Source organism: Pseudomonas sp. R28(2017) (genome assembly GCF_002112505.1).
Classification (GTDB): domain Bacteria; phylum Pseudomonadota; class Gammaproteobacteria; order Pseudomonadales; family Pseudomonadaceae; genus Aquipseudomonas.
On record NZ_NEHW01000006.1, the window covers coordinates 111257 to 125258 of the forward strand.

The following is a 14002-nucleotide window of genomic DNA, read 5'->3' on the forward strand; positions in this document are numbered from 1 at the left end:
AGCATCGATGAGCAAGCCACTGCTGTACCTGCTGGCCGGCAACGGCAGCGCCGCCGACTGGTGGGACGATGCCGTGCCGCACTTTCGCCACTACCGGGTGCAGGCCCTGGAACTGCCCGGCTTCGGCGACAACCCCGCGCCGCCCTGCACCAGCCTGGACGAATACGCGCAAGCCCTGCTCGGCCTGACCGAACGCGGCCACGCGATCATGGCCGTTGGCGTCAGCGCGCTGATCGTGCTGCATGCGCTGCAGCGTCGCCCCGGGCATTTCAGCCGCAGCGTGCTGCTGGCCCCGGTCGGCGCCTTCCTCTGGCAGCGGCGCCTGCCGGCACTGATGTCGCCGCTGCCGCTGCGCAAGGCCATCCACGGGCTGCTTAGCCATAAGCCGCACTGGTTCGCCGGCCGGTTTTCCAGCCAGCGCTGGACGCCGGCGCAGTACCAGCGCATGGGCGCCGGCTACGCCCGTTGCCGGGCCTTCGTGCCCTCCTGGGACCAGCTGCGTGCCGACACCGCGCTGCCGCTGCTGGAATGGATCACCGACCCGGTCGAGCTGGTGTGGGGCGACCACGACCGCATGCTGGGCATTGCCCAGGCGGCCGCCTGGTCGGCGATCCTCGCTCGCGCCGACCTTCGCGTCAGCCTGCAACCCGGTTGGGGTCACTACCCCTGGATCGACGCCCCCGCCGAATTCGCTGCCTGGCTTGAGTCTGGCGCGCAAGGCTTTGTCGCCCACACCAAAGGCGGCCGCCTGCAACTGGCTGCACTTGCTGGACAGGCCGTGCCCGAGACCCTGAGCCTCGACGATGGCAACGACCCGCGCCTGGCCCAGCTACTCGCCTCGGCCCCGCACGCCCTGTGGGCGGTGCGTTCCTCCAGCTACGGTGAGGACCAGGCCGATGCCGCCAACGCCGGGCTGAGCACCACCTACCTGCGCGTGCCCGCCGACGCCGTCGCCGGCCGCGTCAGCGAGCTGCGTGAATCTGGCGTCGAGGAAGTGGTGGTGCAGCGCTTCATCACGCCGACGGTGTCCGGCATCGCCTTCGTGCGCCACCTCTCGGTGGAACTGGAGTGGCTCGAAGGCCACCTGGAAGCCCTGGCCGACGGCCAGGCCACACCCCAGCGCGCGACGCTGTCGCGCCTAGGCCCCGCCTGGCAAAGCGGCCAGTTCGCCGACCTGCAGGGGCTGACAGCCACGGCGCTGTGGAACTTCCTGCAAGGCGTGCTGAAGGTGTTCCACTACGTGCCCGGCGACATCGAATGGGCCTGGGACGGCCAGCAACTGTGGCTGCTGCAGTACCGCCCGATCAGCGAGCACGGCTGGCGCCGCCACCTGACCTCGGCGAACATCGCCGAGATCCTGCCACCCCAGCCCAGCCGCTTCGTGGAGTATGCCCAGCGCCGCGCCGCCGCCAGCATCCCGGCGATCATGGCGCGCTGGGACAGCCGCGTGCTGCAGGACAACGAACCCTTCACCGCCGTGTTCGACGGCGCCTCGTACATCAACAACGACCTGTTCCTGGCCCGGCTGGCAGACTGGGGCATCAGCGCCGCCAGTTACGCCGGCGAAGTCGGCGGCGCCACCCCCGCGCTGCCCTGGCGCCCGGCACGCCTGCTGCGCTCACTGCCGCGCCTGTGGCGCATGCAGCACGCCGCGCGCAGCCATCTGCAAGCGCTGGCCCCAGGCCTGCAACGCTTCGACGAGGAACTGGCGCAGCTGCAGGCGGCCACTGCCGACGGCCAGCAACTGGCGGACTGGTTCAGCCGCTTCTACGTCTTCGTGGTGCAAGGCAACCTGTGCATCGCCACGGCCCTGGCCAGCAGCGGTGGGGCCTGGCTGGGCCGGCCACCGACCGCTTACGAAGACCTGCAGCACAGCCCCCACCGCCTGCCCTGGGAGACCGACCCCGGCACCCCGCGCCCGGCGTCGACCGAACTGCCCCTGCAGCCGATGCCGGCCTGGCCGCATGCCGTGACACTTGCGCACCGCGTTGGCCTGCCCGGCTTGCGTGGTTACTACCTGCAAGTGCGCGAGTGGTACCGCGACAACCTGATGCGGATATTTTTCCGCGTGCACCACGCCATGCCTGAAGCAGAGCGTGCGTATTGGTTCGCCCCACATCCAGACGTGCGCAGCCGCGATGGCAGCTTCTGGCAGGACGGCAGCCAGGGCAGCGAACAGGCCAGCGGTTTCATGATCTATCCCGGCCAGGTGCAAGGCATCCTGGGCCAGGACATCCTCCTCGAAGACAGCCTCGACCCTGGCCGCCATGCTCAGTATCAAGCTGCGCGGGCAGTGATTGCGCGCATGGGTGGGCGGTTGTCCCACGGTTCGACCTTGCTGCGCGAACTGCGCAAGCCCTCGGCGGTGCTGCCGCAAGTGAGCAGTGAATGGCTGGGGCGCGAGGTGCAGTACCGGGATGGTGAACTGCGCCTGGTTGAAGCGCGTTGATGATCGACACGGAAGGTATGACAGAGCTTATGAAAAGGATTGCCAAATGCCTGGTGCTCACCCTGCCGCTGTTGTTGAGTGGCTGCTGGAGTACGCTCATTCACCTCGATGGCGAGCGCTGCGTGTATCCGGGCACACGATTGGGCTGGAACTTTGCTACTCAGAATGGCGCTGGCGGCTGGGTTGGCCTGATCGACGTGCCCTTCTCTTTTGCGCTGGACACGGTGCTGCTGCCTTATGACCTGACCGCGTTTCTTCCAGAGGACATGGGTGGTGAACACCGCGAATGCGATCTGGATGGTTCGATCAACGTCATGTAGGTCTCTGCGCTGGGCGCCTATCGCTTGCCCAACGCCAACCGAGCCGCGAACAGCACGAATACCAGGCCGGTCGCACGGTCCATCCACTGGATGACCTTGCCCCGCCGCAACAGCCCCGCCAACGGCTGAGTCGCACCAATCAGCGCCATCGCCCACAGCAGGCCGAGCACCACGTGGATGCTGACCAGGCCGAAGGTCCAGGCCACCAGGGGCTGGCCTTGCGGGATGAACTGGGGCAGGAACGACACGTAGAAGATCCCGACCTTGGGGTTGAGCAAGTTACCCAGCATGCCCTTGAGGAACCAGTTGGCAGTGCGCTGGCCGTCCTCCCCGGCGGGTGCCAACGATCGCCTTGGGCGCAGGAGCATGTTGACGCCAAGCCAGGCCAGGTAGGCAGCCCCGCAGTACTTGAGGATGTTGTAGGCAAGCTCTGATACCGCAATCAATGCACCCAGGCCGAACGCAACGGCTGCGCCCCACAGCAGGCAGCCTGCATTGATGCCCAGGGCAGCGCGCATGCCCTGCTTGCGCCCCTCTACCGTGGCCGTCCTGAGAATCAGGGCAGTGTCCAGGCCTGGGGTAAGGGTCAGCAGCGTGGCTGCCAGGGTAAAGGCGATCAGGTTGTCGACGATGGGCATGCGGGATCTGGCCTTGGAGGAACGCTGGCGCAGATTAGCATGGCGTTGGCCTATCATGGTGGCTGGCCCCCGCCTTTCTCTGGACAGCCCATGCCCTACCCCATCGAACAGAAACTCGTCGTCGGCGTCGCTTCCAGCGCCTTGTTCGACCTGACCGTCTCCGACAGCATCTACCAGTCCGAGGGCGTCGAAGCGTATCGCCTGCACCAGGAAGAAAACCTCGACGTGCCTTTCCCCAAGGGCGTGGCCTTCCCGTTCATCCGCCGCTTCCTGAGCATCAACAAGGCCTTTCCCGAGCAACTGCCGGTGGAAGTGGTGCTGCTCTCGCGCAACTCGCCGGAAACCGGTCTGCGGGTGTTCCGTTCGATCAACCATTACAACCTGGACATCACCCGCGCGGCGTTCATGTCCGGTCGTTCGCCGTACGAATACATCCCCGCGTTCAACGCCTCGCTGTTCCTCAGCGCCCATGAAGGCGACGTGCAGCGAGCGATCGATGCCGACTACCCGGCGGGCCTGGTGCTGCCGAGCAAGATCTACGATGACGAGATCGACACCGAGCTGCGGGTGGCCTTCGACTTCGATGGCGTGATTGCCGATGACGAGGCGGAAAGCGTTTACAAGCAGCGCCTGAACCTGGATGAGTTCCAGGCCCATGAACGTGAGCGCAAGGCGATTCCGCATCAACCAGGCCCCTTGGCGGACCTCTACAAGAAGCTGTCGCTGATCCGCCAGCTCGAAGACCGCAAGCTGGCGCAGGACCCCGCGTACAAGCGCATCCTGCGCATCGCCATCGTCACCGCGCGCAATGCGCCGGCCCATGAGCGAGTGGTGACCACCTTGAAGAACTGGGGGGTTTCGCCGGACGAGTCATTCTTCCTCGGAGGGATGGAAAAAGAGCGAGTGCTGCAGATTCTCAAGCCGCATATGTTCTTTGATGACCAGCGCAGTCACCTGTATTCGGCGGCGGGGGATCTGCCCATGGTGCATGTGCCATTCGGGGTGGCGAATAACGGCCCCCAGAAGCGCCACGCCTCCCCTGCCACAGGGGTTGACCCCCTCAAAATGGATCCATAAATCAGCAATCATTCTCCGTTCGATAATCGAACTGAATTATCGCCAGGAAAACGAATGCAACTCATTGATTTAAAATCATTTTTTATAATAAAAATGAAATCGAGTCTCTAGAACGGCAAAGTCGCTTGGCCGACCTATTGATGTAGGGATCCACAAAAAGCTTTGATTTGCACCTGACGTGCTGGCACTCGAGCCAGTACCGATCACAAGAACAAAGGTGCTTCCATGTACGAACCGTCCCAAGCCGCCCCTGGGTGGCTGCCTTCGCCTTTCTGCCCTGCTGCCCCTGCCACCGAGGTGCAGCCATGAATCAGTGCCTGAGAGAGGTGATCAACGAACACCCCATGCGCCCCTTCCAGTACCTGGCCATCGGTGTGTGCATCGTGCTCAACATGATCGATGGCTTCGATGTCCTGGTGATGGCATTTACCGCTTCGTCGGTCGCCAGCGAATGGAACCTCAATGGCGCGCAGGTCGGCTTGTTGCTGAGCGCCGGGTTGTTTGGCATGGCAGCAGGCTCGCTGTTCATCGCGCCCTGGGCCGACCGCTTCGGTCGGCGACCGCTGATCCTGTGCTGCCTGGCCCTTTCCGGCATCGGCATGCTGCTGTCCGCACACACCCAGACGCCCTTGCAGCTGGCGCTGTTGCGCGGGCTGACCGGGCTGGGGATCGGCGGCATTCTGGCCAGCAGCAACGTCATCGCCGGCGAATACGCCAACAAGCGCTGGCGCGGCCTGGCGGTAAGCCTGCAGTCAACCGGCTATGCCCTGGGCGCAACCTTCGGTGGGCTATTGTCGGTGTGGCTGCTGACCCACTTCGGCTGGCGCTCGGTGTTCACCGTCGGCGGCTGGGCTACCCTGGCGACGCTGCCGGTCGTCATGCTGTGCCTGCCCGAGTCGCTGGACTTTCTGCTGGCCAAACGCCCGGCCAAGGGCGTGGCAAAGCTCGACCGCCTGGCCATCCAGCTCGGCCAGCCTGCCCCAGGCGCCTTTCCGCCTGCCGCAGCGGCCTCACCGGCAGCCCAGCGCAGCGCCCTGCTGCAGCTGCTCAGCGCCGAGGCACGGGGCACCACCCTGCTGCTATGGGGCTTGTTCTTCCTGGTGATGTCCGGCTTCTACTTCGTCATGAGCTGGACACCGAAATTGCTGGCGTCCGCCGGGCTGTCCGCCCAACAGGGCGTCAGCGGCGGGGTGCTGCTCAGTGTCGGCGGTATCGTCGGCGCGGCCCTGATCGGCCTGCTGGCATCGCGCTGGCGATTGGCAACGGTACTCTCGCTGTTCATGCTGGTCACCGCCGGGCTGCTGGTGCTGTTTGCCTGCACGGCCACTTCGGTGACATTCGCCCTGGCCCTGGGTTTGCTGATCGGCCTGGCCGCCAATGGATGCGTTGCAGGGCTGTATGCGCTGTCACCGATGCTCTACGGCCCGTCGGTGCGCGCCACTGGCGTGGGCTGGGGGATTGGCATCGGCCGCATCGGTGCGATCCTCTCGCCCAGTATTGCCGGGCTGCTGCTTGACGATGGCTGGCAACCCTTGCACCTGTATGGCGTGTTCGCCGTGGTGTTCGTGATCGCCGCAGCGGCGTTGCTGCTGTTCAACCCTCGGCCCGAGGCGCGTCAACCCAGCGCACTGTCCAACGCCTGAACCTGGCGGCCCTGGGGCGGCATGCAACCCGCGCTGCCCTACCTGCACAGCCTTGATTCGTTGCGCTAACATGGCGGCCTCTTTTCCGAGGTCGCCTGCAATGAGCAAACACGGCCAGACCATCCTGGTCGCCCTGCGCAAGATGATCGCTTCCGGCGAACTGGCTGGTGGCGAGCGCTTGATGGAGGTCCCTACTGCCGAGCGCTTCGGCGTCTCACGGATGCCGGTGCGCATGGCGTTTCGCACTCTCGAGCAGGAAGGCCTGCTGGTGCGCCACGGTGGCAAGGGTTTTCAAGTCAGGGCCTTGAGCGTCGAGGACATCACCGGGGCCGTGGAAGTGCGCGGTGTGCTGGAGGGCCTGGCGGCGCGGCAGTGCGCCGAGCGCGGCCTGGCACCTGAGGCCCTGGCCACACTGCAGCAATGCCTGGATCAGGGTGACGCGCTGTTCGACAAGGGCTACATCACCGAGCAAGACCTCGAGCGCTTCCACGACCTGAACCTGCGCTTTCACCAGGTGATCGTCGAAAGCAGCGGCAACCCTGCCATTGCCGAGGCCCTGGCACGCAATGACCATCGCCCTTTCGCTTCCGTGTCGGCGCTGGCCTTCGACCGCCACGACATGGCGCGCGAGTATCGCCGCTTCAACTTCGCCCACATGCAGCACCACTCGCTGGTGGATGCACTGCGCAGCCGCCAGGGCGCGCGCGCCGAAGGCATCATGCGTGAACACGCCAACGCCACGCTGCGCTACGCCGAAGTGTTTGGTGCAGCCAGCGCAGCGGGCGGGGTACAGGTGATTTCCAGAAGCGACTAGTCTGCTGGCTTACAGGTCCAGCACCAGCACTGCGGACTTGGCGCGGGAGCAGCATGGGGTGAACTGGTCGTTGGCCGCCTGCTCGTCCTCGGTCAGGTACAGGTCGCGGTGCTCCGGCACCCCGTCCAGCACCCGTGTCAGGCAGGTGCCGCACACCCCTTGCTCGCAGGAAACGGCAATCGACACCCCGTGGCTTTCCAGCACCTGGACCACCGTCTTGTCCGCCGGGATTTCGAACACTTGCCCGGTGCTGCCGAGCCTGACCGAGAACGCACCATCGTTGCCGGTGTCGACCGGTGTGGCGGCGAAGTACTCCCGGTGCAGTTGCGCCTGGGGCCAACCCTGGTCGCGGGCAGTGTCCAGCACATGCTGCATGAACCCGGCCGGGCCGCACACATACAGATGATCATCAGCCCCTGGCCGCGCCAGCACCTGCGCCGCATCCAGACGTGACTCGGGGTTTTCGTCGAAGTGCAGGTGCACCTGGCTGGCGAATGGCGCGCCGGCCAAACGCTCGAGAAACGCCGCCCGCTCGCTTGAGCGCGCGCAGTAGTGCAGTTCGAACAGGTCGCCCTGCAGCCACAGCTGCTCGGCCATGGAGAGTATCGGCGTAATGCCGATACCTCCGGCGAACAGCAGGCTGCGCGTGGCACCTGGCACCAGCTCGAAGAGGTTGCGCGGCGCACTGATGCGCAGCCGTTGCCCGGCCTGGACCTGCTCGTGCAGGCAGCGCGAACCACCGCGTGAAGCGGCGTCGTTGAGCACGCCGATCAGGTAGCGGTGGCGTTCCTGGGGGGGGTTGCACAGTGAGTACTGGCGCACCAGCCCACCGGGCAGGTGCACGTCGATATGCGCGCCGGCGCTGAACGCGGGCAAGGGGTTGCCCTGGGCGCAGGTCAATTCGTAGCTGCAGATGCCTTCGGCTTCGTGGTTTCGGGAATTAACGACAACTTCAATCATGGTGCACCTTCCGTAGACGGCCACTGCGGTGGCCGTGCGCGACATCGACAGGGGGTTACTGGGCAGTTGCGATCAACTGCGGCGTCACCTGCGCCTGCTCCTCGGCGAGCAGCCGCTCCAGGACCTTGCGCGACTGCACGCCACCGGCGTCGATGTTGAGCTTGAGCAGATTGCGCTGCGGGTTGGCCAGCAGGTTCGCCTGCTGCTGTTCGAGCATGTCGAGGTCTTCGCTGAAGATCTTCCCCTGCCCTTCGCGGATGCTGGCCGTCAAGGCCTTATCCTGTGGGTTGAAGCTGCGCGCCATGCCCCAGAAGTAGTGGATGGAGGTTTCAGTCTCCGGGGTGATGAAGTCGACCACGATGCTCGATGCCTTGTGCTCGGGCGCTGCGTCGTAACCGCCCTTGCCGGCCAGGGCCACGCCCACTTCGATCAGCACGTGGCTGGGCGGGGTAAAACGGCAGATCTGCCAGCGGTCGACCGGCTGATCGTCTGGCAGGTTGTTGCCACGCAAGGCCATGCGCCAGAACGGCGGGGCCATGATGTTCTCCATGTGCCGGGCAGTGACCACCTCATCGCCATTGACCGTGGTCACCGGCGGGGCTTCATCGATCTCTTTCTGGCCGATGCTGGAAGCGTGAACGTAGGTTTCGTGGGTCAAGTCCATGAGGTTGTCGATCATCAGGCGATAGTCGCACTTGATGTGGAACAAGCCGCCGCCGTAGGCCCACTGCTCGTTCTCGGCCCATTCCAGGTGGCAGATGGTGGCGGGATCGGCCTTGTCCTGGTCGCCCGGCCATACCCAGATGAAGCCATGCCGCTCGACGGCGGCGTAGGTCTTGTTGCACGGGAAACCGCGAACGCGCTGGCCGGGCATCGACACGGTCTTGCCGTCACACCCCATCACCAGGCCGTGGTAGCCACAAACCAGCTGGCCATTTTCGACATAGCCCAGGGACAGCGGCGCGCCACGGTGCGGGCAGAAATCCTCGACCGCGTGGACCTGGTTCTCAAGGCCACGGTAGAACACCATTTTTTCGCCACAGATCTGCCGACCCAAGGGCTTTTCGGCGATTTCGTCAGGTGTGCAGGCGACATACCAGGCGTTTTTCGGGTACATGAGGCTCTCCATGGATTTTGTTTTTGTGGATCCATTGAAAGGCATAAATCGATTTAAAGTCAATTAAAATCATTGGATAACCATTTTTGTGGATCCACAAAATGAAAATGGCGTTTTTGAAGGCTTACTCATTGCCAGTAGCGACTCGGCATCGATACTGAAAGGCCATTGAACAGGGAGGCCATTGGGGCTGCGCTGTCGCGTAGAGAACTGGGTTCGCAAGCGGTCCGCATACCCTGTGAGAGCGGCTTTAGCCGCGAAGAATCCAACGCGGTGCATGGCACCGGCTGCGCCGGTGTTCGCGGGCAAGCCCGCTCCCACAGGGACCGCGCCAGCTTTTAGAAATTGAGCAAGACAGTAGCTCTCACAGTGTCCCTGCTAATTCAATGCGTGCAGTGCTATGAGAGCGGACCGACGATGGGCCGCAAAACCCTGGCTGCAGCCTCAGGGGGATTGCCGAGGCATGCACTTCTCGACCAGCGTATCCCGGTTGGGATTGTTGGGGAGGGTCTTCAAACGATCGGGCTGGCAGTGTTCATCGGACACCGCGTAGTGGGAAGAATCATCGCCACAGCCCGCCAGCAGGACAGCGATGACAATCACAAGCAGGGGTTTGCGAATCATTTGCTCACTCCATTGAAAGGCGGAGGTTTGGCAAAGAAAGGATTCTTGCCCAAAGCGTAGCGCGTCACAGGCCGAGTTCAATGCCAGACTGACATTGATCCAACAAAGGATCGAGCTGATTTTGCCCACTGCCGCGTGAGGTACTGCATGAGCCTGATACCCAACCTGAATGGCCAAGCCAATGTCCTGATAGGCGGCGCAAGCCGAGGCATAGGCTTGGCGCTGTGTACGGCATTACTGGCCAATGATGAGGTGGCCAGGCTCTGGGCCGTCTCACGCAACGCCAAGGGCAATGAGGCGCTTGCAGAACTCGCCAGCCAACACGGCGAGCGCCTGGTGCTGGTGGATTGCGACGCGCGAGACGAACAAGCGCTCGCGGCACTGGCAGCTGAGCTTGGGCATGCCTGCGACCACCTTCACCTGGTCATCAGCACCTTGGGCATCCTCCAGCAGGACGGCGCCAAGGCAGAAAAATCATTGGCGCAACTGGATCTTGCCGGCCTGCAGACGAGTTTCGCGACCAATGCCTTCGCACCGATACTGCTGCTCAAACACCTGTTGCCCTTGCTGCGCAAGGAGCCCGCCACCTTTGCCGCGCTGTCAGCCAGAGTTGGATCGATCGGCGATAACCGCCTGGGGGGTTGGTACAGCTATCGGGCCAGCAAGGCAGCGCTCAATCAGCTGCTGCACACGGCAAGTATCGAGCTGAGGCGGCTGAACCCGGCGGCCACGGTGCTGGCGCTGCATCCCGGGACCACCGACACGCAGCTGTCGCGGCCGTTTCAAGGAAATGTGCCAGCGGGCAAGCTGTTTGATCCTGCGTTCGCGGCGCAATGCGTCATCGAGCAGGTGGGCCGGTTGGGGCCCACGGACAGCGGAGGGTTCTGGGCGTGGGACGGGCGAGCGATTGAATGGTGAGATTATCGGCAACCGTCAGCGCACACAGCGTTGCCCTGGCTCGCGCCCACCTCTTCCATGAAATCTGCAAGAAATGCCTCGAGCCGCCCATGGCGCTCGGCAGCCAGCCGAGCCCCTTCGCCGGTTGTGAAACCTGAGGCAAGTTTCAGCAGCTTGGTTTGAAAGTGCTCGATCGCATAGGCCGTATCTCGATACGCCCTGCCCTGCGCACCGGGGTTCTCGAAGTCGTATAACGCCGAGCCCATTCGCCCAGCCGTGTAGAAACACCGGGCAATACCCAACGCACCCAAGGCATCCAGCCGATCACTGTCCTGAAGGATTTTGGCCTCAAGCGTCTCAGGTTCGAAACCGGCCGAGTAGCTGTGGGCCTTGACGGCATGTGCCACCTGCTCGATGCGCTGCTCAGGCCAGCCCACGCCAGCCAGGATCGACGCAGCCTTGTCCGCGGACAGCGTCGATGCCTGGTCACGCAGTGGCGAGTTCTTTTCCACGGCGACGCAGTCATGCAGCACCGTCGCAGCGAGCAGTACCTCCAGATCGCCGCCTTCCACCCGCTGGATCCGCTGCGCGTTGACCCACACGCGATGGATATGGGACAGATCATGGGAGCCGTCTTGCAGGCCAGCCGGCAGGCTTTTCAGTAACTTGGCGGCGAAAGCCTGGAAAGGAGCAAACACTTCGACAGTCATCTCTGCTTCTCCATCGGCTGATAGACCAGCCCGGCATGCTCACCCACATCCCCGGCCAATACGAAGCCGTAGCGCAGGTATGCGGCCACGGAGGACAAGGAAGCCCTGACGGTCACGATCTTGGTTCTGGCGTGGCCCAACGCCGCATGTACCAGACGCGTGCCCACGCCCCGCCGTTGCCATGCAGACGCCACAAACAGCATCGCTACATGACGGCCTTCCTTGAGCTCGATCAGGCCGCAGATGAGGCCATCCACTTCACAAACCAGGATCAGGTTATCGCCTTCCATGCGCTCGGCGAACGCTTGCTCGCTAGCCACTTTGGCGAACGTTTCCACGCCATGCTCGGACAGTGATGGTGCCACCGCCAGTGTGAATGCCTCAAGACAGAGGGCGCTGGCGCGGGGCAGGTCTGCGTGGGTCAGTTCGCGTATGTGCATGGTTGTCATCCGTGAATGTTATAGACAGTCGTCCGTTCAGTCATGATCGTGCTAGTCGACGCACTCGACGTAACTGGACTCGCCCCCGCCCTCTGCACCGGACAACCAGCCCCAGACGAAGCGCAGCGTTGTACGCCCGCTGTGGTCCAGGCCTACCTCGCCGCGCGACCATCCAGCGAGCAGCTGACCCTCGGTGGTGACGCACTGAAAAAGCAGTTCCAAGGTGTTGCTGCCCGTTATTCGCCCTACCTGATTGCCAACGCGGATGCGGCCGCCCTGGTAAGTGCCGGTGATGGCTTCCCCGTCCACAAAGTAACGGAACACCGTGCCGCTACCCGATAGCCCCTGGCTATTGCTGGCGACCGTGAATCGGCGGTTGTGCAAACGCGCGTACATATCAAAAAAGTTATCCATGACCCTCGTGCCTTCACGTGACATTCCATTTCAGACAACCGAACCTTATCCGATCAGGTGGGGTACATCCATCTGACCGTCCGCGTTCGACACATTGACCTGCCCGCCAGCTGAACCATACTGGCTCACGTGGCGGCATCCGCCTTCCACCTCCTGACGATCGAGACCTGTTCATGGCCCGCCTGTTCAACCCGTCGCCAGGCCTGCGTGATGCCGCGCCCAATCGCTGGGACTGGATCCTCCTGCCGCTGGTGCTGGTGTTGCTGGTGCTCGCCGCCTACGGCGCCATGCAGATGAGCCGGCCGTTCGTGGTCGGCGAGGCGCTGCCGATTGCCCTCGACCCGGTCAACCTGCCCTACTACCTGATGCGCACCATCCTGCGGATGTTCATCGCGCTGGGCTTCTCGCTGCTGTTCGCCTTTGTGTTCGCCGCGCTGGCGGCCAAGTACCGCGCCGCCGAAAAGGCCATGATCCCGCTGCTGGACGTGCTCCAGTCGGTGCCCATCCTGGGCTTCCAGGCCATCGCCATCGCGCCCTTCATCGCGCTGTTCCCGGGCAACCTGCTGGGCGTGGAATGCGCGGCGATCTTCGCCATCTTCACCTCGCAGGCGTGGAACATGGCGCTGAGCCTGTACCAGTCGTTTCGCACCGTGCCGCCCGAGCTGAACGAGGCCGCGCGGGTCTTCCGCCTCTCGGCCTGGCAGCGCTTCTGGCGCCTGGAGCTGCCGTTCGCCATGCCCGGCCTGCTGTGGAACATGATGATGTCGATGTCCGGTGGCTGGTTCTTCCTGGTCGCTGCCGAGGCCATCTCGGTGGCCGGGCAGGACATCAAGCTGCCCGGCATCGGCTCCTATATCGCCGTGGCCATCGACCAGCGCAACCTCGGCGCCATTGCCTGGGCCATCGGCGCGATGCTCACCGGCATCCTGCTTTACGACCAGCTGTTTTTCCGCCCACTGCTGGCCTGGGCCGACCGTTTCCGCTTCGAAGACACCCAGGGCGACACCGCACAGCGCTCCTGGCTGCTTGACGTGGCCCGCCGCAGCCGCTGGCTGAGCACCTTCAGCCGGTGGCTGGCGAAGGGTTTGCAGAGCGCCATGGGCGGGTTCCCCGGGCGCCGCGACGACACCGTGGCACGGCGCCCGTGGCTGCGCCTGCCCGCCTGGTGGCCGCGCGCCTGGGACGCCATCCTGGTGCTGGCCTGCGCCTTCGCCTTCTTGCGCCTGGGGCTGTTCGTGCACCAGGACGTCGGCTGGGGCGAAGCCCTGCATGTGCTGGGCCTGGGCCTGATCACCCTGTGCCGGGTGATGCTGCTGATCGGCCTTGCTTCGCTGGTGTGGGTGCCGCTGTCGATCTGGATCGGCCTGCGCCCTCGCTACTCGCAGAAGGTCCAGGCGCTGGCGCAGTTTCTTGCCGCCTTCCCGGTCAACCTGCTGTTCCCGTTGGTGGTGTTGCTGCTGGTGCACTTCCAGCTCAACCCGAACCTCTGGCTGAGCCCGCTGATGGTCTTCGGCACCCAGTGGTACATCCTGTTCAACGTGGTCGCGGGCGCCGCGAGCATTCCCTACGAACTGCGCCTGGCCGCCGACAACCTCGGCCTGCGCGGCTGGCTGAAATGGAAGCGCGTGTACCTGCCGGCGGTGTTCCCCAGCTTCGTCACCGGCGCCATCACCGCCAGCGGTGGCTCGTGGAACGCCAGCATCGTCGCCGAGTACGTCAGCTGGGGTGATACCTCGCTGGTGGCCGACGGCCTGGGCAGCTACATCAAGCAGATGACCGACGCCGGCGACTTCCACCGCATCGCCCTGGGCATCGGCGTGATGTGCATCTACGTGATGCTGTTGAACCGCTTCTTCTGGCGCCGCCTGTACCTGCTCGCCGAAAGCCGTCGTTGAGGAC

At 64.1% G+C, this 14002-nt stretch carries 14 protein-coding genes; 7 read left to right on the plus strand and 7 right to left on the minus strand.

Translation table 11 applies throughout. The features are described 5' to 3' along the window. Positions 1-7 precede the first annotated feature (7 nt). Positions 8-2449, plus strand: a complete 2442-nt coding sequence (locus CAF78_RS12540; protein ID WP_085676017.1) for a PEP-utilizing enzyme — start codon at positions 8-10, stop codon at positions 2447-2449. Beyond that, positions 2449-2769 carry a YceK/YidQ family lipoprotein gene (locus CAF78_RS12545; RefSeq protein WP_256573893.1) on the plus strand — a complete coding sequence of 107 codons (321 nt, stop codon included), beginning with the start codon at positions 2449-2451 and terminating at the stop codon, positions 2767-2769. The genes CAF78_RS12540 and CAF78_RS12545 overlap by 1 nt, the downstream gene beginning before the upstream one ends. 17 nt (positions 2770-2786) lie before the next feature. Here CAF78_RS12545 and CAF78_RS12550 read toward each other — a convergent pair whose 3' ends face one another. Next, positions 2787-3407: a LysE family translocator gene (locus CAF78_RS12550; RefSeq protein ID WP_085676019.1), complete on the minus strand. Its 621-nt coding sequence runs from the start codon at positions 3405-3407 to the stop codon at positions 2787-2789. A gap of 90 nt (positions 3408-3497) precedes the next feature. Here CAF78_RS12550 and CAF78_RS12555 point away from each other — a divergent pair, with 90 nt between their 5' ends. The 3 genes from CAF78_RS12555 (at position 3498) to CAF78_RS12565 (ending at position 6941) form a co-directional block, all read left to right on the plus strand. After that, positions 3498-4484: a 5'-nucleotidase gene (locus tag CAF78_RS12555; protein WP_085676020.1), complete on the plus strand. Its 987-nt coding sequence runs from the start codon at positions 3498-3500 to the stop codon at positions 4482-4484. A gap of 305 nt (positions 4485-4789) precedes the next feature. Continuing rightward, the gene (locus tag CAF78_RS12560; protein WP_085676021.1) at positions 4790-6127 is read left to right on the plus strand and encodes an MFS transporter; all 1338 of its coding nucleotides are present in this window, start codon (positions 4790-4792) and stop codon (positions 6125-6127) included. 100 nt (positions 6128-6227) lie between these two features. Continuing rightward, the gene (locus tag CAF78_RS12565; protein ID WP_085676022.1) at positions 6228-6941 is read left to right on the plus strand and encodes a GntR family transcriptional regulator; all 714 of its coding nucleotides are present in this window, start codon (positions 6228-6230) and stop codon (positions 6939-6941) included. A 9-nt stretch (positions 6942-6950) separates the two neighbouring features. Here the strand turns inward: CAF78_RS12565 and CAF78_RS12570 are convergent, their stop codons facing one another. The 3 genes from CAF78_RS12570 to trbK all read right to left on the minus strand — a co-directional run bounded on the left by CAF78_RS12570 (position 6951) and on the right by trbK (position 9642). Continuing rightward, positions 6951-7901 carry a PDR/VanB family oxidoreductase gene (locus CAF78_RS12570; protein ID WP_085676023.1) on the minus strand — a complete coding sequence of 317 codons (951 nt, stop codon included), beginning with the start codon at positions 7899-7901 and terminating at the stop codon, positions 6951-6953. Between the two features lie 55 nt (positions 7902-7956). Then, positions 7957-9018 (minus strand): aromatic ring-hydroxylating dioxygenase subunit alpha, encoded by a 1062-nt coding sequence (locus tag CAF78_RS12575; RefSeq protein ID WP_085676024.1) that lies wholly within the window; start codon positions 9016-9018, stop codon positions 7957-7959. Positions 9019-9462: 444 nt separating this feature from the next. Continuing rightward, complete coding sequence (gene trbK, locus CAF78_RS12580) at positions 9463-9642, minus strand: entry exclusion lipoprotein TrbK (RefSeq protein ID WP_085676025.1); 180 nt, start codon at positions 9640-9642, stop codon at positions 9463-9465. 147 nt (positions 9643-9789) lie between these two features. Between trbK and CAF78_RS12585 the strand changes: the two genes are divergently transcribed. Continuing rightward, positions 9790-10560, plus strand: a complete 771-nt coding sequence (locus CAF78_RS12585) for an SDR family NAD(P)-dependent oxidoreductase (RefSeq protein ID WP_085676026.1) — start codon at positions 9790-9792, stop codon at positions 10558-10560. A gap of 2 nt (positions 10561-10562) precedes the next feature. On the opposite strand, the gene CAF78_RS12590 is transcribed toward CAF78_RS12585, so the two are convergent. Genes CAF78_RS12590 through CAF78_RS12600 form a run of 3 tightly spaced genes read right to left on the minus strand, consistent with a single transcriptional unit; the run spans position 10563 to position 12103 of the window. Continuing rightward, the gene (locus CAF78_RS12590) at positions 10563-11249 is read right to left on the minus strand and encodes an HD domain-containing protein (RefSeq protein WP_085676027.1); all 687 of its coding nucleotides are present in this window, start codon (positions 11247-11249) and stop codon (positions 10563-10565) included. After that, positions 11246-11689 carry a GNAT family N-acetyltransferase gene (locus CAF78_RS12595; protein WP_085676028.1) on the minus strand — a complete coding sequence of 148 codons (444 nt, stop codon included), beginning with the start codon at positions 11687-11689 and terminating at the stop codon, positions 11246-11248. Before CAF78_RS12595 ends, CAF78_RS12590 begins: the two co-directional genes overlap by 4 nt. Positions 11690-11740: 51 nt before the next feature. After that, positions 11741-12103 (minus strand): hypothetical protein, encoded by a 363-nt coding sequence (locus CAF78_RS12600; protein ID WP_085676029.1) that lies wholly within the window; start codon positions 12101-12103, stop codon positions 11741-11743. Positions 12104-12276: 173 nt separating this feature from the next. On the opposite strand from CAF78_RS12600, the gene CAF78_RS12605 reads away from it, so the two are divergent. After that, complete coding sequence (locus tag CAF78_RS12605) at positions 12277-13998, plus strand: ABC transporter permease subunit (RefSeq protein ID WP_085676030.1); 1722 nt, start codon at positions 12277-12279, stop codon at positions 13996-13998. Positions 13999-14002 lie beyond the last annotated feature (4 nt).